19 protein-coding genes are annotated in these 19,532 nt (G+C 68.5%); 15 read left to right on the forward strand and 4 right to left on the reverse strand.

Annotation, left to right across the window (positions count from 1 at the left end):
• The first annotated feature begins 52 nt into the window (after positions 1 to 52).
• The 15 genes from LCI23_RS03170 to LCI23_RS03240 all read left to right on the forward strand — a co-directional run bounded on the left by LCI23_RS03170 (position 53) and on the right by LCI23_RS03240 (position 15,823).
• Positions 53 to 844 (forward strand): HesA/MoeB/ThiF family protein, encoded by a 792-nt coding sequence (locus LCI23_RS03170; protein WP_224943912.1) that lies wholly within the window; start codon positions 53 to 55, stop codon positions 842 to 844.
• A 103-nt stretch (positions 845 to 947) separates the two neighbouring features.
• On the forward strand, positions 948 to 1,391 hold the full coding sequence (gene gspG / locus LCI23_RS03175) for a type II secretion system major pseudopilin GspG (RefSeq protein WP_224943926.1): 444 nt from the start codon (positions 948 to 950) through the stop codon (positions 1,389 to 1,391).
• Between the two features lie 8 nt (positions 1,392 to 1,399).
• Positions 1,400 to 1,879, forward strand: coding sequence for a GspH/FimT family pseudopilin (locus LCI23_RS03180; protein WP_224943927.1), 480 nt, complete (start codon positions 1,400 to 1,402; stop codon positions 1,877 to 1,879).
• Between the two features lie 9 nt (positions 1,880 to 1,888).
• Entirely contained in the window at positions 1,889 to 2,269 is a 381-nt protein-coding gene (gspI, locus tag LCI23_RS03185; RefSeq protein ID WP_224943928.1) for a type II secretion system minor pseudopilin GspI, read from the forward strand.
• A complete protein-coding gene (locus tag LCI23_RS03190; protein WP_224943929.1) occupies positions 2,266 to 2,901 on the forward strand; it encodes a type II secretion system protein J in 636 nt (211 codons plus the stop codon). The genes gspI and LCI23_RS03190 overlap by 4 nt, the downstream gene beginning before the upstream one ends.
• Positions 2,901 to 3,959 (forward strand): type II secretion system minor pseudopilin GspK, encoded by a 1,059-nt coding sequence (gene gspK / locus LCI23_RS03195; protein ID WP_224943930.1) that lies wholly within the window; start codon positions 2,901 to 2,903, stop codon positions 3,957 to 3,959. Before LCI23_RS03190 ends, gspK begins: the two co-directional genes overlap by 1 nt.
• Before the next feature lie 16 nt (positions 3,960 to 3,975).
• Positions 3,976 to 5,217, forward strand: a complete 1,242-nt coding sequence (gspL, locus tag LCI23_RS03200) for a type II secretion system protein GspL (protein WP_224943934.1) — start codon at positions 3,976 to 3,978, stop codon at positions 5,215 to 5,217.
• A complete protein-coding gene (gspM, locus tag LCI23_RS03205; RefSeq protein ID WP_224943937.1) occupies positions 5,214 to 5,744 on the forward strand; it encodes a type II secretion system protein GspM in 531 nt (176 codons plus the stop codon). The genes gspL and gspM overlap by 4 nt, the downstream gene beginning before the upstream one ends.
• On the forward strand, positions 5,741 to 6,514 hold the full coding sequence (gspN, locus tag LCI23_RS03210) for a type II secretion system protein N (protein WP_224943940.1): 774 nt from the start codon (positions 5,741 to 5,743) through the stop codon (positions 6,512 to 6,514). Before gspM ends, gspN begins: the two co-directional genes overlap by 4 nt.
• Positions 6,514 to 8,865 carry a type II secretion system secretin GspD gene (gene gspD, locus LCI23_RS03215; protein WP_224943943.1) on the forward strand — a complete coding sequence of 784 codons (2,352 nt, stop codon included), beginning with the start codon at positions 6,514 to 6,516 and terminating at the stop codon, positions 8,863 to 8,865. Before gspN ends, gspD begins: the two co-directional genes overlap by 1 nt.
• A gap of 7 nt (positions 8,866 to 8,872) precedes the next feature.
• Positions 8,873 to 10,294, forward strand: coding sequence for a type II secretion system ATPase GspE (gene gspE / locus LCI23_RS03220; RefSeq protein ID WP_224943946.1), 1,422 nt, complete (start codon positions 8,873 to 8,875; stop codon positions 10,292 to 10,294).
• A 16-nt stretch (positions 10,295 to 10,310) separates the two neighbouring features.
• Positions 10,311 to 11,531: a type II secretion system inner membrane protein GspF gene (gene gspF / locus LCI23_RS03225; RefSeq protein ID WP_224943950.1), complete on the forward strand. Its 1,221-nt coding sequence runs from the start codon at positions 10,311 to 10,313 to the stop codon at positions 11,529 to 11,531.
• 22 nt (positions 11,532 to 11,553) lie between these two features.
• A complete protein-coding gene (locus tag LCI23_RS03230) occupies positions 11,554 to 12,213 on the forward strand; it encodes a hypothetical protein (RefSeq protein WP_224943953.1) in 660 nt (219 codons plus the stop codon).
• A 107-nt stretch (positions 12,214 to 12,320) separates the two neighbouring features.
• The gene (locus LCI23_RS03235; protein WP_307727695.1) at positions 12,321 to 13,613 is read left to right on the forward strand and encodes an amidohydrolase family protein; all 1,293 of its coding nucleotides are present in this window, start codon (positions 12,321 to 12,323) and stop codon (positions 13,611 to 13,613) included.
• 98 nt (positions 13,614 to 13,711) lie between these two features.
• Complete coding sequence (locus LCI23_RS03240; RefSeq protein ID WP_224943955.1) at positions 13,712 to 15,823, forward strand: hypothetical protein; 2,112 nt, start codon at positions 13,712 to 13,714, stop codon at positions 15,821 to 15,823.
• Positions 15,824 to 15,932: 109 nt separating this feature from the next.
• Here the strand turns inward: LCI23_RS03240 and LCI23_RS03245 are convergent, their stop codons facing one another.
• From LCI23_RS03245 to hslU, 4 genes are all read right to left on the reverse strand, one after another.
• A complete protein-coding gene (locus LCI23_RS03245) occupies positions 15,933 to 16,589 on the reverse strand; it encodes a hypothetical protein (RefSeq protein ID WP_224943963.1) in 657 nt (218 codons plus the stop codon).
• A gap of 453 nt (positions 16,590 to 17,042) precedes the next feature.
• On the reverse strand, positions 17,043 to 17,777 hold the full coding sequence (locus LCI23_RS03250) for a helix-turn-helix transcriptional regulator (RefSeq protein WP_224943965.1): 735 nt from the start codon (positions 17,775 to 17,777) through the stop codon (positions 17,043 to 17,045).
• Positions 17,778 to 17,956: 179 nt separating this feature from the next.
• Complete coding sequence (locus tag LCI23_RS03255; RefSeq protein WP_224943966.1) at positions 17,957 to 18,160, reverse strand: hypothetical protein; 204 nt, start codon at positions 18,158 to 18,160, stop codon at positions 17,957 to 17,959.
• A 19-nt stretch (positions 18,161 to 18,179) separates the two neighbouring features.
• Complete coding sequence (gene hslU, locus LCI23_RS03260; RefSeq protein ID WP_224944284.1) at positions 18,180 to 19,523, reverse strand: ATP-dependent protease ATPase subunit HslU; 1,344 nt, start codon at positions 19,521 to 19,523, stop codon at positions 18,180 to 18,182.
• Positions 19,524 to 19,532: the final 9 nt, after the last annotated feature.

Below are 19,532 nucleotides of genomic sequence, written 5' to 3' on the forward strand. Positions count from 1 at the left end.
AGGTCGCGCAGTCGATCTCGCCCTGATCCTTGATGCAAGCCCATCCAGCCGCATGAACGACTCCCAACTCCTGCGCTATTCGCGCCACATCCTGCTCGACGAGATCGGCATCGACGGCCAGCAGCGCCTGCTCGACGCCCACGCCCTGCTGATCGGCGCCGGCGGCCTCGGCTCGCCCGCCGCCATGTACCTGGCCTCCGGCGGCATCGGCCGCATCACCCTGGTCGACGATGACGAGGTCGACCTGACCAACCTGCAGCGCCAGGTGATGCACACCACCGCCCGCATCGGCCAGCCCAAGGTCGCATCGGGACGCGAAGCCCTGCTTGCCATCAACCCCGACATCGACGTGCGGGCCCTGCGCGAACGCGTTGCCGGGGAACGCCTGCGGGAACTGGTACGCGAAGCCACGGTCGTACTCGATTGCAGCGACAACTTCGCCACCCGCCATGCCGTCAACCGTGCCTGCGTGGAAGAGGGCAAGCCGCTGGTTTCCGGCGCCGTGATCCGCTTCGACGGCCAGCTCGCGGTGTTCGACACGCGCCGGCCCGAGGCGCCGTGCTACGCCTGTCTGTTTCCCGAGGACAGCCCGGTCGAGGACGTCGCTTGCAGCAGCATGGGCGTGTTCGCGCCCCTGGTCGGGGTGATCGGCACCATGCAGGCGGCCGAGGCGATGAAGCTGGTGGCCGGCATCGGAGACAGCCTGGCCGGGCGCCTGTTGCTGCTCGACGGCCGCGCGATGGCGTGGAGTGCGATGCGCATCGGGCGCAACCCGTCCTGCCCGGCCTGCGCCAGCCGCGCCGGGAAATGCGTACAAAAACAAGACCGTTTGAAGACAGAATGAAATCCGCGTCCCGCGTACAATTTCTGGCGCATACCGGATAGCCCTCCTTCCGCGTGTGGCCTTATACTGTTAGGCTTCAGCGACGTCCTTACAAAGATTACTCATGTACATTGATTTGCAACGCAAGCAGCGCCGCTCCCGCGGCTTCACCCTGGTCGAGATCATGGTGGTCGTGGTGATCATCGGCATTCTCGGTGCCCTGGTGGTGCCCAAGCTGCTCGGCCGCACCGGCGAGGCGCGCGTGACCGCCGCCCGCACCGACATCGCTACCATGATGCAGGCGCTCAAGCTCTACAAGCTCGACAACCAGCGCTACCCGACCACCGAGCAAGGCCTGCAGGCCCTGATCACCAAGCCCACCTCGGGACCGGCCGCCAACGGCTGGAAGGCCGGCGGCTACATGGAAAAGCTGCCGAAAGACCCGTGGGGCAATCCTTACCAGTACCTGTCGCCCGGCATCCATGGCGAAGTGGACATCTTCTCGCTGGGCGCCGATGGCCAGCCGAGCGGTACCGGTGAGGATGCCGACGTCGGTTCCTGGGAATAAGGGAGCCGATGCGGGCCGGGCGCGCCCAGGGACGCAGCGGCGGCTTCACCCTGGTGGAGCTGCTGGTCGTGATGGTCATCATCGGCATCACGCTCGGGCTCGCTTCGCTGAACGCCATCCCGTCGCCGCGCCAGGACCTGCAGCAGGAAGCCCAGCGCCTGGCCCTGCTGCTGCAGCTGGCGCGTGACGAGGCCATCGTGCGCAACCGCCAGGTCGCCTTCGAGGCCAATCCCGAGCGCTACCGCTTCGTGGTGCGCAACGACACCGGCTGGGAGCCGGTCACGCGCGACGACCTGCTGCGTGAACGCACTTTCCGCGGCGCCCCGCTGCAGCTGGCGCTGGAACCTTCTACCACTGTCGAGCCTGGAACCGTGCGCGTCACCTTCGGCCGCGAGCCGGTCGACAAGCCTTTCGTGCTGACCCTGGCCACCGGCGGCAACGCGGTGGCGATCCGGGCCGACGGCATCGGCCATTTCACCGTCGAGTAAGGAGCGGGCATGCACGCACGCACCACGTCCGGCTTCACCCTGCTCGAAGTGCTGGTGGCCCTGGTCATCGTCGGCACCGCGCTCGGCGCCGGCCTGCGCGCGGTGGGCAGCCTGACCGCCAACAGCGACGGCTTGCGCGCCTCCATGATGGCGACCTGGTCGGCCGAGAACCGGCTGGTGCAGATCCGCCTCGGCCGGGAATTCCCGGAAGTCGGCAAGCGCAACTTCCCTTGCGCGCAGGGCGACCTGAACCTGGTCTGCGAAGAAGAAGTGCTGACCAGCCCGAACCCGCAATTGCGCCGGATCGAGGTCTCGGTGTTCGACGCCGAACGTCCCGAGCGCCGCATCGTCAAACTGGTCCAGCTCGTACTGAGGCCTGCCCGTACATGACGCCCGCCCGCACCCGCCATGGCCGCGCGCGCCGCGGCTTTACCCTGGTCGAACTGCTGGTGGCGATCAGCATCCTGGCCATCCTCGCCGTACTCGGCTGGCGCGGCCTGGACGGCATCGTGCGCGCCCGCATCGCCCTGACCGAGCAGATGGAAGTCACGCGCGGCATGCAGCTCGCCTTTGCCCAAATGCAAAGCGACTGCGAGCACCTGGCCGGACGCGAGATCGTCGGCCGCCGGTCCAACCTGGCGTGGGACGACGGCCGCCTGACCCTGGTGCGCAAGGTCTACAACGAGAACCAGCCCGCACAGCTGGTGGTCGTGAGCTACCGCGTGGTGGACGGCATCCTGGTGCGGCGCGAAACCCCCGGCACGCGCGACCTGGCCCAGCTCGAGGCGCTGTGGCAGGCCGCCGCCAGCGATGCGCCGTCCGAATCGGCGCCGCCGGTGGCGCTGCAGACCGGCGTGGCGGCGATGCAGGTCCAGGTCTGGCAGGCCAACGCCTGGCGTGCCGAGGTGCAGGGCGCGCCCGACGGCGCCCAGGCCCCGGACCCGGAAGGCATCCAGGTCGGCCTGACGGCGGCCGGGCTGGCCCAGCCCATGGTCAAGTCCTTCCTGCTGGGAGGTACCTGATGCGGCGGGCGCAGCACGTCCGGCGCCAGCGCGGCGTGGCGGTGGTCACCGCGCTGCTGCTGACCACGCTGGCGATCTCGATCGTCGCCAGCCTGTTCTGGCAGCAGCAGGTGCAGGTGCGCTCGATGGAAAACCAGCGCCTGCACCTGCAGACCAAGTGGATCCTGCGCGGCGCGCTCGACTGGGCCAGCCTGGTGCTACGCCAGGACGCCTACACCTCGCAATACACCTCGCTCGACCAGGTGTGGGCCACCCCGCTGGCCGAGACCCGGCTCGACCAGTACATCGAGCGCGAGCGGGTGGCGGGCGAAAACTTCGATGCTACGCTGTCCGGCAACATTCTCGACGCCACCTCGCGCTACAATCTCGCCAACCTGGCAAGGAACCGCAAGAAGGATGGCGAGCAGGTCCGGATCTTCGGCCGCCTGCTGGACAACCTGCGCCTCGACCGGCGCCTGGCCAACCGGGTGGCGGATTTCGTCGCCCAGGGGCAGCAGGTGGTGGCGCAGGTGGACCTGGACAATCCGAATCCGGTGGTGACGCCGGAGACCCAGGACGGGCAGGAGGCAACGGATCAGGACGGGGCCAACCCGGCGACCGCCCTGCCGCCGGTGCCGGCCACGGCGGGCGTGCCGATGCCCTTGCTGGGAGTGGACGACCTGCTGGCGGTGGAGGGCGTCACACCCCAGGTGCTGGCGCAGCTGCGCCCCTTCCTGGTGGTGCTGCCGCAGCGGGCCGAGGTGACGAAGCTGAACGTGAATACCGTACCGGCCGAGCTGCTGGCGGCGATCGTGCCGGGCATGTCGCTGTCCCAGGCCAACACCCTGGTGGCGCGGCGCAGGACGGCGGCGTGGCGCACGCCGCTGGATTTCTCCAGCCAGGCGGGCGGCAGCGGCCAGCTGCCCACCGAGACCTGGGATGTCAAGAGCAGCTGGTTTATCGTACAGAGCCGTATCCGGCTCGACCGCGCGGCCCTGAATGCGGAAGCGCTCATCGAGCGTACTCCCGTCATCAGCGTCGGCGGAGGCACCAGGGTCATCTGGACCCGCCAGAACTAGAAGAAAGCGAGACAGTTTGACGACTCTTTATATTCGGCACCCGGCCCGCGCGGAAGGCGAGGGCGCGCTGTGCCGCTTTGCGGTGGTGCACGATGGCGGCAGCATCGCGCAGCAGGGCGAGGGCGCCCTCGACAAGCTGGGCGACCTGGTCGCCGCCAGCCGCCGCGTGGTGGTGGTGCTGGCCGGCGCCGACGTCAGCCTGGTGCCGGTGCAGGCCCCGCCGCTGGCCGGCGCGCGCCTGCGCGCGGCGCTGCCGGCCCTGGTCGAGGAACACATCCTGGGCGACCCGCTCGACTGCGTGCTGGTGGCCGGCCCGGCCCTGCCGGACGGACGCCGTCCGGTGGCCGTGGTGCAGCGCGACTGGCTGGAACCGATCGTCCGTACCCTGCTGGGCATGGGCGCGCGCGCCGTGGCCGCCGTGCCGGCCCAGCTGTGCCTGCCCCTGCAGCCGGGCAGCGTCAGTGCCGCGATCGGCCACAATGAACTGCTGCTGCGCCAGGGCCAGTACGAAGGCTTCGGCCTGGCCCTGGACGGCAACCCGACACTGACCCTGCAGACGGCGCGCGCGCTGGCCGGCGACGCGCCCCTGCACCTGTACGTGCCCCCTGACCAGCGCGGCGAATACCAGGCCCTGCTGGCGGAGGCCGGTCCCGGCATCACCCTGGACAGCGAGGCCTGGGAACACTGGATCGCCGGCGCCCGCAGCAGCGGCATCGACCTGGTGCCCGGCCTGGGCACGGCCGGCGTCGCCCAGCGCGACTGGAGCCGCTGGCGCTGGCCGCTGCGCCTGGCGCTGGCCGCGATCGTGGTCAACATCGTCGGCCTCAACATCGAATGGATGCGCCTGGAGCGCGAAGCGGATGCGGTGCGGCAGGAGATGGCGCAGACCTTCCGCAGCGCCTACCCGGGCCAGCCGGTGATCGATCCGGTGGCGCAGATGCGCCAGAACATCGCGCGCGCCAAGGCCGCCAGCGGCCAGGTCAGCCAGGAAGAATTCGGCTGGATCGCCGGCGCCTTCGGCGAGGCGGTGCGCGGCCTCGGGCGTCCGCCCGGGATTGCCTCAATGGAGTTCCGGGAACGGACCCTGACCGTGCGGGTCAAACCCGACAGCATCGACCCGGCCTCGACCGGCCAATTGCGCGCCGCCCTCGGCGCGCGCAACCTGGGCCTGGAAGAGACGCCGCCGGCCACCTGGGTCATCCGCAGCACCGGCCCCGCGGCCGCGCCCGCAGCCGCCACGACAGGAGCGACGCCATGAAGGCCGCCACCAATCTCCGCACCCAGGCCGCCGCCCTGCGCGAGCGCGCACTCGCCTGGTGGCTGGCACGCACCGACCAGGAGCGCAAGTTCCTGGCCGTGGGCGGGGCCATCGCGCTGGTCGCGCTGGTCTACGCGCTGCTGCTGGCGCCCGCCATCGAAGGCCGCGACCGCCTGCGCCGCTCGCTGCCGGAGCTGCGCCAGCAGGCCGCCCAGCTGCAGACCCTGGCCGCCGAAGCCTCGGCCCTGGCCGCGAACCCGGCGCCCCAGGTACCGCCGATGACGGCCGAGGCCCTGAACGCCAGCATGGCCCAGTACAGCCTGAAGGCGGGCTCGCTGACCATGACCGGCGAATACGCCAAGCTCCAGTTCAACGGCGTGTCCTTCGCCAACCTGGTGACCTGGCTCGATGCCCAGCGCCGCGAGAACCGGGTGCAGGTGCAGGACGCCGCCTTTACCGCCCTGGGCGCCGCCGGCCAGGTCGACGCCACCCTCACGCTGCGCCAGGCCAGCGCCTCGGCCCCATGAGGCGCGCACTGCTGTGGCTGGTGCTGGTGCTGCTGGCCGTGCTGCTCACGGTGCTGGCCTTCCTGCCCGCGTCCTGGCTCGGACCGCTGGTCGAGCGCCAGACCGGCGGCCGTTTGACGCTCGGGGATGCGCAGGGTACGCTGTGGAACGGCTCGGCCTTCGTCGGCGGCGCGCCGGGCGAGGGCGGGGCCGTCACGCCGCTGCTGCCGGGACGTTTTTCCTGGCGCCTGTCGCCGCTGGTGCTGTTCGGCCAGGTCGACATGGAAATCGCCAACCCGCAGGCGCTGGCCCATCCGGTGCGCATCGACGGCAGCTGGTCGCAGTGGCAGGTGAGCAGCGGCGAACTGCTGCTGCCGGCCGCCGGGCTGGCCGGACTCGGCGCGCCGCTCAACACGCTGGCGCCGACCGGCACCATCCGCCTGGTGTGGAACACCCTGGACCTGCTGCGCCAGCCGAATGCGGTGGCGGTGCAGGGCAGGACGGTATTGAGCATGAGCGACATGGGTTCGCGCATGTCGCCGATCCGGCCGCTGGGCAGCTACGAAATGGCCTTCGACTGGCGCGGCAGCCAGGCCGACCTGAGCCTGCGCACGGTACGCGGGGCCTTGCTGCTGTCGGGCTCGGGTATGCTGCGCAATGGCCGGCTGCGCTTTTCCGGCCAGGCATCGGCCGCCGAAGGATATGAACAGACGCTGGGCAATATGCTCAACCTGCTGGGCCAGCGCCGCATGGTGAACGGCAAAAACATAATCGCACTCGAGTTCAGATAATGAATAACACATTCCGTACCACCGCACGCCCGACCCGCCGCCTGCCGGCGCTGCGCCGCCTCGCCGCCGGCGCCATGCTGTGCTGCTTCGCCACCACCACCGTGGGCAGCCTGGTCGCCCTGCCGGCCCGGGCCCAGGACAGTGCGAACGCCGCGGCGCTGAGCTTCGTCAACGCCGACATCGAGTCGGTGATCAAGGCGATCGGCCACTACACCGGCATGACCTTCATCATCGACCCGCGCGTCAAGGGCACGATCACGCTGGTGTCGGAACGGTCGCTGACCAAGACCCAGGCCTTCGCCCTGCTGACCTCGACCCTGCGCCTGCAGGGCTATGCCGTGGTCACCAGCGGCGACGGCTATGCCAAGGTGGTGCCGGAAGCGGAAGCCAAGGCGCAATCCTCGCCGACCCAGGTGGGCGGCGTGCGCGCCAGCCGCGCCACCGGCGACCAGATCGCCACCCAGGTGTTTTATTTGTCCTACGAATCGGCGGCCAACCTTACCGCCGTGCTGCGGCCCCTGATCTCGCCGAACAATTCGATCATGGCGAACCCGGGCAACAACACCCTGGTCATCACCGACTACGCCGACAACCTGCGGCGCCTGGCCAAGATCATCGCCGCGCTCGACACGCCGGTGGCGGCCGACCTCGACGTGATCCCGATCCGCAACGCGATCGCCAGCGACATCGCGACCCTGGTCACGCGCCTGATGGAACCGAGCGGGGCCGGCGACTCCGGCCGCGTCACCGTGCTGGCCGATCCGCGCACCAACTCGGTGGTGGTGCGTGCGCCCTCGCAGGCGCGCGCCAACCTGGCCAAGTCGCTGATTGCGCGCCTCGACCAGCAGACTTCGACGCAGGGCAATATCCACGTCGTCTACCTGAAGAATGCCGACGCCTCGCGCGTGGCCCAGACCCTGCGCGCCGTGGTGTCGCAGGACGCATCCGCGGTGCCGGTGCAGCAGCAGGGCACCTCGGGCGGTTCGATCCAGGCGGGCGCCACCACCGGCACCGGCGGCACGGGCGGCCTCGGCGGCCAGCAGGGCCAGCAGAGCAGCATCGGCATGGGCGGCACCGGCAATACCTACGGCCAGCAGAGCCAGCTCACCGCGGGCGGGGCCGCCGGCGGCCAGGGTTCCGGCTTCATCCAGGCCGACGCCTCGACCAACAGCCTGATCATCACGGCGCCGGACGCCGTGTACCGCAACCTGCGCAGCGTCATCGACCAGCTCGACGTGCGCCGCGCCCAGGTCTACATCGAGGCGCTGGTGGTCGAGGTCACGTCCAACAAGGCGTCCGAATTCGGTGTGCAGTGGATCGGCGCCTCGGGCGACAACGACAGCAAGTACCGCGTTGGTGGCGTGCAATCCTTCACTGGCGGCGCCCAGGGCAGCAGCATCCTGAACCTGGCGGCGGCGGCGCGCAGCGGCCTGTCCGGCACCAGCCTGCCGACCGTCCCGGGCGGCCTGACCTTCGGCCTGTTCCGCCAGGTGGGCGGCGAACTCGGCCTGGGCGCGGTGGCGCGCGCCCTTGAAAACGATGGCAACGCCAACATCTTGTCGACACCGAACATGATCACGCTGGACAACGAGCTGGCGACGATCAAGGTGGGGCAGAACGTTCCGATCATCACCGGCTCTTACACCACCACGGCGACCACCGGCGGCGGCAATCCGTTCACCACGGTCGACCGGCGCGACGTCGGCCTGCTGCTCAAGGTGCGTCCGCAGATCTCGGAAGGGGGCACGATCAAGATGTCGATCTACCACGAGAACTCGAGCGTCGACCCGTCCACCCGGAATGCACCGTCGGGACTGACTACCAACGTGCGCGCGATCGAAAGCAATGTGCTGGCCGACGACGGCCAGATCATCGTGCTCGGCGGCCTGATCGAGGATACCGAGGGCGATGGCGAAGAGAAAGTACGCGGCCTGGGCGACATCCCGGTGCTGGGCAACCTGTTCAAGTACCGCAACCGCACCCGGGTCAAGACCAACCTGATGGTGTTCCTGCGCCCGGTGGTGGTGCGCAGCAAGGAAGCCTCGCATGCGCTGGCCATGGACCGTTACGAATACATGCGCGCCGCCGGCGCTTCCGGCCAGATCTCGCAGGAGGATTCGGTCCTGCTGCGCAACCTGGGTTCGCCGCAGCTGCCGCCGCTGACGGGCGGCCAGCCGCCGGTGGGCGGCACCATGGCCACCGCGCCGGTGCAGGCGGCGCCGGCCGCCGGCAGCGCCCCGGGCGCCGCCACCGGCCAGGCGACCCAGGAGCAGATGCGGCGCGGACAGCCGGTACCACCGGTACAACCAGCCCCGCAGTTCCGCCCGGCGACGCCATCGAACCAGAAATAAGCTGACCATGAACAATTTGTTGCCTTTCGCCTTCGCCCGTGACCACGGCGTGCTGGCGCGCGGCGGAGATGAACCCGGCCAGGCAGTCGAAGTGCTGGTGTCCGGCGCCACGGCGCCGAGCGCGATCGCGGAAGTCTCGCGCCGCTTCGGCCGCATCACCCTGCGCCGCCTCGAACGCGGCGAGCTCGACGACGCCATCGCCAAGGCCTATGCCGGCGCCGGCGGCGACGCCTCGCAGGTGGTGGACGAATTCGACGCCGACCTCGACCTGACCCGCCTGCTGCAGGACGTGCCCGCCATCGAAGACCTGCTGGAATCCTCGGACGACGCGCCGGTGATCCGCATGATCAATGCGCTGCTGACGCAGTCGCTGCGCGAAGGCGCGTCCGACATTCATATCGAGCCCTTCGAGCAAACGTCGGTCGTGCGCTTTCGCGTCGACGGCGCGCTGCGCGACATCGTGCGCCCGAAGAAGGCGATCCACGCGTCCCTGATTTCGCGTATCAAGATCATGTCGCAGCTCGACATTGCCGAGAAGCGCCTGCCGCAGGACGGCCGTATCACCCTGCGCATCGGCGGTAAACCGGTCGACGTGCGCGTCTCGACCCTGCCCACCGGGCACGGCGAGCGCGCGGTGCTGCGCCTGCTGGACAAGGAAGCGGGCCGCCTCGACCTGGGCCACCTGGGCATGAGCCCGGACATGCTGCCCCAGTTCGACCGCCTGATCAACCAGCCGCACGGCATCGTGCTGGTCACCGGCCCCACCGGTTCCGGCAAGACCACCACGCTGTACGCGGCGCTGTCGCGCCTGAACGCGTCGACCACCAACATCATGACGGTGGAAGACCCGATCGAATACGACCTCAACGGCGTCGGCCAGACCCAGGTCAACGCCAGGATCGACATGAGCTTCGCCAAGGCCCTGCGCGCGATTTTGCGCCAGGACCCGGACGTGATCATGATCGGCGAGATCCGCGACCTGGAAACGGCGCAGATCGCGGTGCAGGCCTCGCTCACCGGCCACCTGGTGCTGGCCACCCTGCACACCAATGACGCGGCCTCGGCCGTGACGCGCCTGCTGGACATGGGCATCGAGCCGTTCCTGCTGTCGTCCTCGCTGCTGGGCGTGATGGCGCAGCGCCTGGTGCGCAAGCTCTGCGTGCACTGCCGGGTCAGCGACGCCAGTGGCTGGCACGCGGTCGGCTGCGAGCGCTGCGGCCACACCGGCTACCACGGCCGGGTCGGCGTCTACGAGCTGCTCGAGACCACCGAGGAAATCCGCGCCCAGATCCACAACCAGGCCTCGGAAGCCGAGATCCGCGCCGCCGCCCAGAAGACCGGCATGAAGATGATGCGCGAGGACGGCGAGCGCTGGCTGCGCGATGGCACCACCACCCGCGCCGAGCTGGTGCGCGTGACCAAGGACTGAGCCCAGGACCGACCCGATGCCAGCATTTCGCTACGAGGCCGTCGACGCCGGCGGCGCTACCAGGAAGGGCGTGGTCAACGCCGACAGCCCGCGCTCGGCACGCGCCGATCTGCGGACCCAGGGCCTGACGCCGCTCTCGGTCGAGCAGATCGCGGCCCAGGTCGACGCCAGCGGCGCGACCCGCTCGCGCGGCCTGGGCGAGCGCCTGTCGCAGGTCGAGCTGGCGCTGTTCACGCGCCAGCTGGCCAGCCTGCTCGAGGCCGGGCTGCCGCTGGAACAGGCGTTTACCGCGCTGCTGGAACAGGCCGAGCGGCCCTACGTGCGCGACCTGATCGCCTCGATCCGCTCGGAAGTCATCGGCGGCTCGGCCTTTTCCAGCGCGCTGGCGCGCCACCCGCGCGACTTCGCCGAGATCTACCGCGCCCTGGTGTCCTCGGGCGAGCAGATCGGCCAGCTGTCGCGCGTGCTGTCGCGCCTGGCGGACTACATCGAGCGCCGCAACGCGCTGGTGCAGAAGGTGCGCCTGGCCTTCACCTACCCGGCCATCGTCACCGTGGTGGCGTTTGCCATCGTGATCTTCCTGCTTACCTACGTGGTGCCGCAGATCGTCTCGGTGTTCGCGAATACCAAGCAGAAGCTGCCTTTCCTCACCGTGATGATGCTGGCGATCTCCGACTTCTTGCTGGCCTACGGCATTTATGTCGGCATCCTGCTGGTGGGGGCCTTCTGGCTATGGCGGCGCGCGCTGCGCAACCCGGACCTGAAACGCCGCTGGCACACCTGGCTGCTGAGTGCCCCGGTCTACGGAAAATTCGAGCGCAGCCTGAACACGGCGCGCTTCGCCAGCACGCTGGCGATCACCACCGGTTCCGGCGTGCCCATCCTGCGCGCGCTGGAGACCAGCCGCGACACCCTGTCGAACGTGGCGATGCGCGAGCTGGTCGAGTCGGCCACCGCCAGCGTGCGCGAAGGCGTCAGCCTGGCGCGCGCGCTGTCGGCGCAGAAGCATTTCCCGCCGATGCTGGTGCACATGATCCGCGCCGGCGAGATCACCGGCGAGCTGCCCGCCATGCTGGAGCGCGCCGCCAACTCGCAGCAGGCCGACCTCGAGCGCCGCACGCTCACCATCGCCGGCCTGCTGGAGCCGGTGCTGATCCTGGCCATGGGCCTGGTGGTGCTCCTGATCGTGCTGGCGGTGCTGATGCCGATCATCGAGATCAACCAGCTGGTGCGCTAACGCGAACAATAACAAGGAAACCATGAACAAGCGTTTGCCTCTCCTGTTTACCCTGCTGGCGCTGGTGCTGCTGGCGGCCTCGGTCGCCTACTGGTTCCTGCAGCTGTACAAGCCGGCCCAGCGCCCGCTGGCGCCGCCACCGGCCATGGCCCAGGCCGAGCCGAGCCCGGAAGCGGCGGCTTACCTGTTCGGTGGACAGCCGACGGCAGTGGCGATTTCCAACTACCAGCTCACCGGCATCATCGCGGCCGGCCCCAACAGCGCGGTGATCCTGGTAGCCGAAGGTTCGCCGCCGATGGCGGTGCGGATCGGGCGCGAGATCGTGCCGGGCGTGACGGTGGCCGAAGTACATCCGCGCTACGTGATGCTGTCCGAAGGCGGCGTTCTGAAGCGGGTCGACCTGGCGCCCGATACCGGATCTTCGTCCGGTGGCATGCCGCCGCCGCCGCAGCCGGTCGTCATGCCGGACGCCGACACCCAGGCCGGACCCGGCGCCGTCACGGTGCCGCCCACGATGCAGTCGGTGCCGCCACCGGGCGGTGGACCGCAGGGCACGCCGACCACGCCGGAGAATGCGCAGCCGGTGGCCGAACCGCCGGTGGATCCCGGCGTGCCGCAGGCACCGCCGCCGCAAGGCGCTGCGCCGGGCAGCCCGGTGGCGCAGCCCAGCCAGGTGCAATGAACGCCGCCCTGCGGCGTGTTTGTTGAACGGGGAGGCGCTGGACGCGCGGTACATATCCCGGTATAAAGTTGCAAGTTGTTAATAACATTGCACACCGGAGATCAGCCTTGAAACCACCCCATGTCCTGCTGTCGCGTATTGCCCTTTCCTGCCTGGCTGTGCTGGGCTGTTCCATGGTGAAGGCGGCCGATGTCGCCATCACCGCCGACCGCCTGCTCGACGTGCGCAGCGGACGCATGGTGCAGAACCCCGAAATCCTGGTGCGCGACGGCCGCGTGCTCAGCGTCCGCCAGGCCGGCACCGCCCCGGCCCCCGAGGGCGCCACCCGCATCGCCCTGCCAGGCATGACCCTGGTGCCGGGCCTGATCGACATGCACGTCCATCTCGATTCCGACCCGACCTATGGCGGCTACAGCAACCTCGAGTACAACGACCGCTTCTGGTCGGCGCTCGCCGTCGCCCACGCCGGCAAGACCCTGGATGCAGGCTTCACGACGGTGCGCAATGTCGGCGCGTCGGACTGGAACGACGTCGGGCTGGGCCAGGCGATCGCGGCCGGCAAGGTGCGCGGCCCGCGCATCATCCCGGGGGCCTGGTCCTTCGGACCGACCGGGAGCCACTGCGACAGCACGTATTTCCCGCCCTCGATGGAAGAAAAGAATCCGTATACGGCCGATGGTCCGGACGAGGTGCGCAAGTCGGTGCGTGCGCTGCGCAAGTACGGCGCGCAGGTAATCAAGGTGTGCGCCACCGGCGGCGTGTTCTCGCGCAACACAGAACCGGGGCAACAGCAGATGAACTATGCGGAGCTGCGCGCCGCGGTGGAGGAAGCAAATCAGTGGGGCCTGCGGGTGGCGGCCCATGCGCATGGCGCGGCCGGCATCAAGGACGCGATCCGCGCCGGCGTCACCACCATCGAGCACGCCAGCCTGATCGACGACGAAGGCATCGCCCTGGCCAAGAAGCACGGCGCCTGGCTATCGATGGACATCTACAACGGCGACTATACGGCGGCGGAGGGCAAGAAGAACGGCGTGCTCGAAGACAACCTGCGCAAGGACCGCGAGGTGACGGAAATCCAGCGCCAGAATTTCAGGAAGGCGCACGCGGCCGGGGTGAAGATGGTGTTCGGCACCGACGCCGGCGTGCATCCGCATGGCGGCAACGGCAAGCAGTTCGCGATCATGGTGAAGTATGGCATGAGCCCGCTCCAGGCGATCCAGGCCGCCACCGTGAATGCGGCCGAAGCCTTGGGCAGCAAGGATGTTGGCATCGTCGAAGCCGGCCGCTACGCGGACATGGTGGCGGTGCGGGGCGATCCGCTGGCGAACGTGCAGCTGCTGGAGGCGCCGGCGGTGGTGATCCAGGGCGGGACGGTCGTGAAGGGCAGTGCTCCCTGAGCCACGACCCTTGACGGCATAGTTGCCTAAAATCAATACCTCACTGGACTCCTTCGCTAAGCTGGGCTGACGACGGATACCAGTGAGGAGGCGCCAGCATGCCGCGCGGATGGACGAAACCCAGTCACTGGGCGCTTGCCCTGTTCCTTGTTCTGGTACTCGCTGCGATCGGATGGCTGGCCCATGCGGCCCACGCGGCCCATCAGGCACGTGAGCCAGCCGCGCAGGCGCTGCTGCCGCCAGCCCCGCTCCTCGAAGGAGGACTCGACAATCCGGCATTCCTTGCCTGGCTGGGACCACTGCCTCGCGGGCTGACGCAGGCGTCCCTGGATGCACGGCTGGAAGCGGTGGCGAACAAGATCGTCAAGGATATGTCTGATGAGCCGGCGCTTGCGCGCTTCCGGTGCAAGACGCCGGCCGAGATCGGCAACGTGGCCTTGATGAATGCGGTAGAGGCGTATATCGATGGACTGCCGGAAAGCCGCGATGACGACAAGCTGCTGCATGGCCTCAACGAAGCCGCGCGCAATGGCAACTGGGTCGCGCGCGCGCAACTGTTTCTCCTGCTGAGCGAGCGCCGCGATGCGGACCTGGCGACCCAATACCGCAGCGTCCAGCTGATGGAGTGGATGTATGAACGCCGGCTCGGTTCACTCTATGCCTACATGGGCGACGCCATCGCCGCGTCCGGCTTTTACCAGGGCCATGCGCGCAACGAGGCGACCGGTCCGGAACTGTTCGCCGCCCTGCATGGCAGCTATCCGGCCCAGTTCAAGGTCGGCGCCCATCTCCGCAACAGCGATGACCCGCAACACGCACGCATCGGCAAGCGCATGCAGGACTGCGCGCTGGCCTCGCTTCCCGCCTTTGCGCGCGTGTTCACCGGCGAAGCGGAACAGGCGCGTGCGCGCCGGCGCGAGCACGCGCACGAAGCGAGTTTCCAGCCGCTGCACCGTGCCGTGCGCGACCGTGACCGCGCATTGGTCGAGCGCTTGCTGGCCATGGGCAGCACCGACGTCAATGGCAAGACCGGGCGCGGCCAGACCGCGCTGGACCTGGCCTTTCTCGGCACCACACCGGATGCGGCGATCATCGGGGCGTTGATCGCGCATGGCGCCGACGTGGCCGGCAATGGAGCGGTCGACAAGCGCGCCGGCCCGCACGACGATGACGAACTGCTGAACCGGGCGGTGAAAGCGCGTCCGGTCGATCTCGATGTCATCGCAATGCTGGTGCGCGCCGGTGCCGAGCCGTTCAAGACGACCGAGGTCAACGACTTCATCGGCGCTACCCCGTTTCGCGATGCATTCGATGCCTACGAGTCGGGCGAGAACACGGAAGTGCTCGACTTCTTCCTGCGGACCGGCAAGCTCGATCCGCGTTCCGAGCTGGCTGCCGAGTACCTGGAAGATGCGGTCGCCTACCCGAAGGTCATGGCGCGCCTGCTCGCCTACGGTATCGCGCCGGAGCATGCGGAAGATCTGCTGTCCGAATTTGCGCAGGCAAGCGTGCGTGCCGCGACCCCGGTGCTGCGGCAGCGCTACATCGACAAGGTGTCGGAACTAGTCCGTACGTATCCGGCGCTGCTGCGCGCGGTCCGTGGTGAAGCCGGCAGCGAAGCCCTCGACCAGGCCGCCTATGTCTGCAACTTCGAATACGCCAGCTGGCTGCTGGACACGGGCGCCGTGCCGGACGCGTCCAGGTCGCACGCACCGGGGACACTGCTGTCGACCGTGGTCGACCGCTGCGACAAGGAGCATGCGCGCGACCCCGACCTGGACGCGCTTGCCGACCGCGACCGCTGGCGCCAGGTCTTTCTTGAAAAGCTGAAGGCGAAGCGCTATGACTTCAATGCCAGGGTCGGCCGCTGTCCGGCATGGTCGTCGAACGGCAGCCTGTGCGAGGCGCCCGAGGACGACGCGCTGCTCGCGCTCCTGCTCAAGCTCGGCGCCGACCCTTATCTGCTGTATCCGGACCAGGATGACAGTGCGCTGGCCTCGGTGATCCAGCGCTGCAGGCGCGGCATGGTCGACCTGATGCTGGCCAGGCCCCCTGCCAGGCTCGATGCGCAGGTGCGGCAAGGGCTCGCACTGGCCCTCGAAGAGACCACCCGCGAGCCCTGGTCCGGCCTGCACTGTCCGCCTGACTTCATGAGCAACACGGCCAGGAAACTCGTTTCCTATGGCGCCCAGCCCGGCGCCAGGCCGTGAACGCCGTGGTGGCCACGAACTGGAACCGGGTGCAAGATAAGGCTCGACAAGCAGCCTGCGTCCGCCTGCCATGCCCGGCCGTGCCCTGCCGTGCGAGAAAGGGCGCCTGTCAATCGCGCGCCGTACGCCACACCTGCGCCTTGGCCGGCGTTTCATCGCGCGGGCAGCTGGTCAGCCTGATCTTGCCGTGCATTTCGATCATCTCGACATTGGTGACGGGCGAGCGTTCCGTGACGCAGTAAGTGCCGCGGCCGGTCACCACGCGCGTGCGCCGCGCGCCGTCGCCCGTGTTGTTCACCAGCTCCTCGACCTTGGGCGCTTCCCACAGGCGCGTCGGGGCCAGTGCGCGCGCCTGCTCCATGCCCTCGCGCATGCGCAGCGTCGGACTGTCGGGTGGCGCGATGATGAGGGGCTTGCTTTCCTTGCGCAGCGCGCGGTCGATGGCGCCGGCACTGCGCACGGCGGTTTCCAGGATCGCGCGGGCATTCTGGGCAGGAGCAGCGGGGGGCGCCGGCGCTGTCGGCGCTTCCGGTACCAGTCCGGGATCGGACGGCCCTGCTGGCGAGCCAGCAGGCGCGACCGGCAGGGCGTCCGTACGGGCAGCGCGCGCCGGCCCTGGCTGCGCAGGGCGCTTCAATGGGGGCTGCGAACCCGGAAGCTTCTCCGGTGCAGGCACAGGTAGCGCATCCTCGCGCGGCGCCCGGGCCGGCAGTTGAAGCCACTGCATGCCGTCTTCCCTTCCTTCCGCATCCGTCTTCACGGGCATGCGTGTCTGCTGCCAGCCGATGAACAGGACCGCGTGGACGAGCAAGGCAAGCAAGGCGACACCGAGGCGACGAGCGCGAACCGGGCGTGGAGCAGATGGCGGATACGGGTAGGGAGAATAGGGCATTCGGCACAGTATAACGACGGAAAGTAGCCGCTGGCCGAGCCTCCAGCGCCTGGCAGCGATTAAAACGGCAACTACGAGGCTGCAGGTAGCGGCGGCGCCGTCAAGATGGTCCTTCCAGGCGACCACGTGGCCGTGTCGAACCCGGCCAATCTGACCAGGAACACGTTCAACGGCACCGCCACGGCCAGTTCGGACATCGACTGGACCGGTTTCCTGAACGCTGAATACAGCAACCTGCTGCACGCCGCACAGTCGTTCAGCCTCGATGCCGACCAGAACGAGCTGACCCTGGATTTCGGCACGCTCTACATCGGCGGAGTCTCCACCTCATCCGCGGCGCAAGGCCGTGAACGCCGCGAACTCCCACGACCGGAAACCCAGCAGCAGGGTATAGCCCTCGCGCTCCTGCGCCGGCAGGCGCCGGTCGTTGCGGTGCAGGCGCGCCAGCTCGCCCGCCAGCTGCGCGATCTTCTGGCCCAGTTCCTGGGCACTGGCGCCGGACAGCCGCGCCGGCAGGCACATCAGGGCCTCGCCCGGCCGGTCGAAGCCGCCCGCAAAATAATCCTGTACCACGTGTTCGCGGAAGAAACGCTGCACCGGGCCATCCGGCAGCCAGCGGAAGGCGTTCGATACCCGCAGGCTGTAGCGGTTCAAAGGTTTCAGCTTGATCAGTCCTAGCCGGTCGAGTTCGGCGAGCAGGGTAATGCAATCCGGTTCGCTCAGGCGATAGGTTTCGATCACCTGTTCCACCGACCAGTGCCCCAGGCAGCAGATCGCCATCAAGAGCAGGCGCGGGTTGGCAACCAGCGAGGTTTCCTGCGGCAGCGTGAGGGTGTCGGCCTGCGGGCGCGCGTCCGCGGCGCGGCGCAGCACGTCTTCCAGCGCGATGCCGGTCACCTGGCAGATCTGGGCCAGGCGCGAGAGCGTCATGTCCTTCTGGCCGAACATGCGCTTCACGCTCGACTCGCTCACGCCGATACGCTCGGCCAGGCCCTTGTAGGTAATGCCGGTGGCGCGCAGTTCGGCGCGCAGGACGTCGAGGACCTGTTCGGGAGAGCTCATGGTGTTCCTGTATTGGATGGCGACGGCTGAATGTACCTGCGAATGCGGTGCCGGGCAATATGCCGGCGCGCCGCGCCATGCTGCTGCGCCCACGAGCGCAGCAGTCCCGTTCACCGTGCGGGCGTAAAAAAGGCGGGCACGCTTGCGCGGCCCGCCAAGGGGAAATCGTGCCGGACGGCTTATTCGTCCTCGTCCGCGACCAGTTTTGCTTTCTTCAGCAGGCGCTTGGCCTCCTGCCGTTCGCTGGAGAGCGGCTTGGCATGCGGCCCGGCCGACCTGGCCTTGGCCAGGGCCGCAATCGGGTTGCGCGGCTTGCCGAACGCCTGGGATGGTTCCACCCGCAGCCGCATCTTTTGCCGGGTTGCCAGAGCCTTGTTTGCCATTTCCTCTCTCCCGCGTTGCTTACAGGACGTAGCGCGACATGTCCTCGTTGACCGCCAGCGCATCCAGGCGCGCATTGACGTAGGCGGCGTCGATGGTGACCAACTGCTCCTTCTCCAGGCCGGCCGAGAACGAGACTTCCTCGAGCAGCTTTTCCATCACCGTGTACAGGCGGCGCGCGCCGATGTTCTCGGTACGTTCGTTGACGGAGAAGGCGATTTCCGCCAGGCGGTGGATGCCTTCGCTCGTGAAATCGACCTTCACGCCCTCGGTTGCGAGCAGCGCTTCGTATTGCTTGGTGAGACTCGCGTCGGTCGAGGTCAGGATGCTCTTGAAGTCGTCGATCGACAGCGATTCTAGTTCCACGCGGATCGGGAAGCGGCCCTGCAATTCAGGAATGAGGTCCGACGGCTTGGACAGGTGGAAGGCACCCGAGGCGATGAACAGGATGTGATCCGTCTTGATCATGCCGTACTTGGTGTTCACCGTCGTGCCCTCGACCAGCGGCAGCAGGTCGCGCTGCACGCCGGCGCGCGAGACGTCGGCGCCGCCGTGTTCGGAACGGGTCGCGATCTTGTCGATCTCGTCCAGGAACACGATGCCGTTCTGCTCGACGTTGGCGATCGCTTTCTGCTTCAGCTCGTCCTCGTTGACGAGCTTGGCGGCTTCCTCGTCGACCAGCAGCTTCATCGCGTCCTTGATCTTCATCTTGCGCGGCTTCTTGCGCGCGTTGCCGACGCCGGCGAACATCGACTTGATCTGCTCGGTCATCTCTTCCATGCCGGGCGGGGCCATGATCTCCATCTGCGGCGCGGCGTCGGCCACGTCGATCTCGATCTCGCGCTCGTCGAGCGAGCCTTCGCGCAGGCGCTTGCGGAAGGTCTGGCGGGTGGCATCGCCGTCCTTGCCGTCGCCGCCCGCGTTGCTAGCGACGTTGAAGCCGAAGTCGCGCGCCGGCGGTACCAGGATGTCGATGACGCGGTCTTCGGCCGCATCCTCGGCGCGCTGGCGCACCTTCTTCTGCTCGCTCAGGCGGGTCTGCTTGACGCCGATGTCGATCAGGTCGCGGATGATGGTGTCGACGTCGCGGCCGACATAGCCGACCTCGGTGAACTTGGTCGCTTCGATCTTGATGAAGGGCGCGTCGGCCAGCCTGGCCAGGCGGCGCGCGATCTCGGTCTTGCCGACGCCGGTCGGGCCGATCATCAGGATGTTCTTCGGGGTGATCTCGTGGCGCAGCGGCTCCGCTACCATCTGGCGGCGCCAGCGGTTGCGCAGCGCGATCGCGACCGCGCGCTTGGCCTTGCCCTGGCCGACCACGTGCTTGTCCAGTTCCGAGACGATCTCGGGCGGGGTCATGTTCATGATGGGGGA

The sequence above is a fragment of the Massilia sp. MS-15 genome (genome assembly GCF_020176695.1).
Classification (GTDB): domain Bacteria; phylum Pseudomonadota; class Gammaproteobacteria; order Burkholderiales; family Burkholderiaceae_D; genus Telluria; species Telluria hydrophila.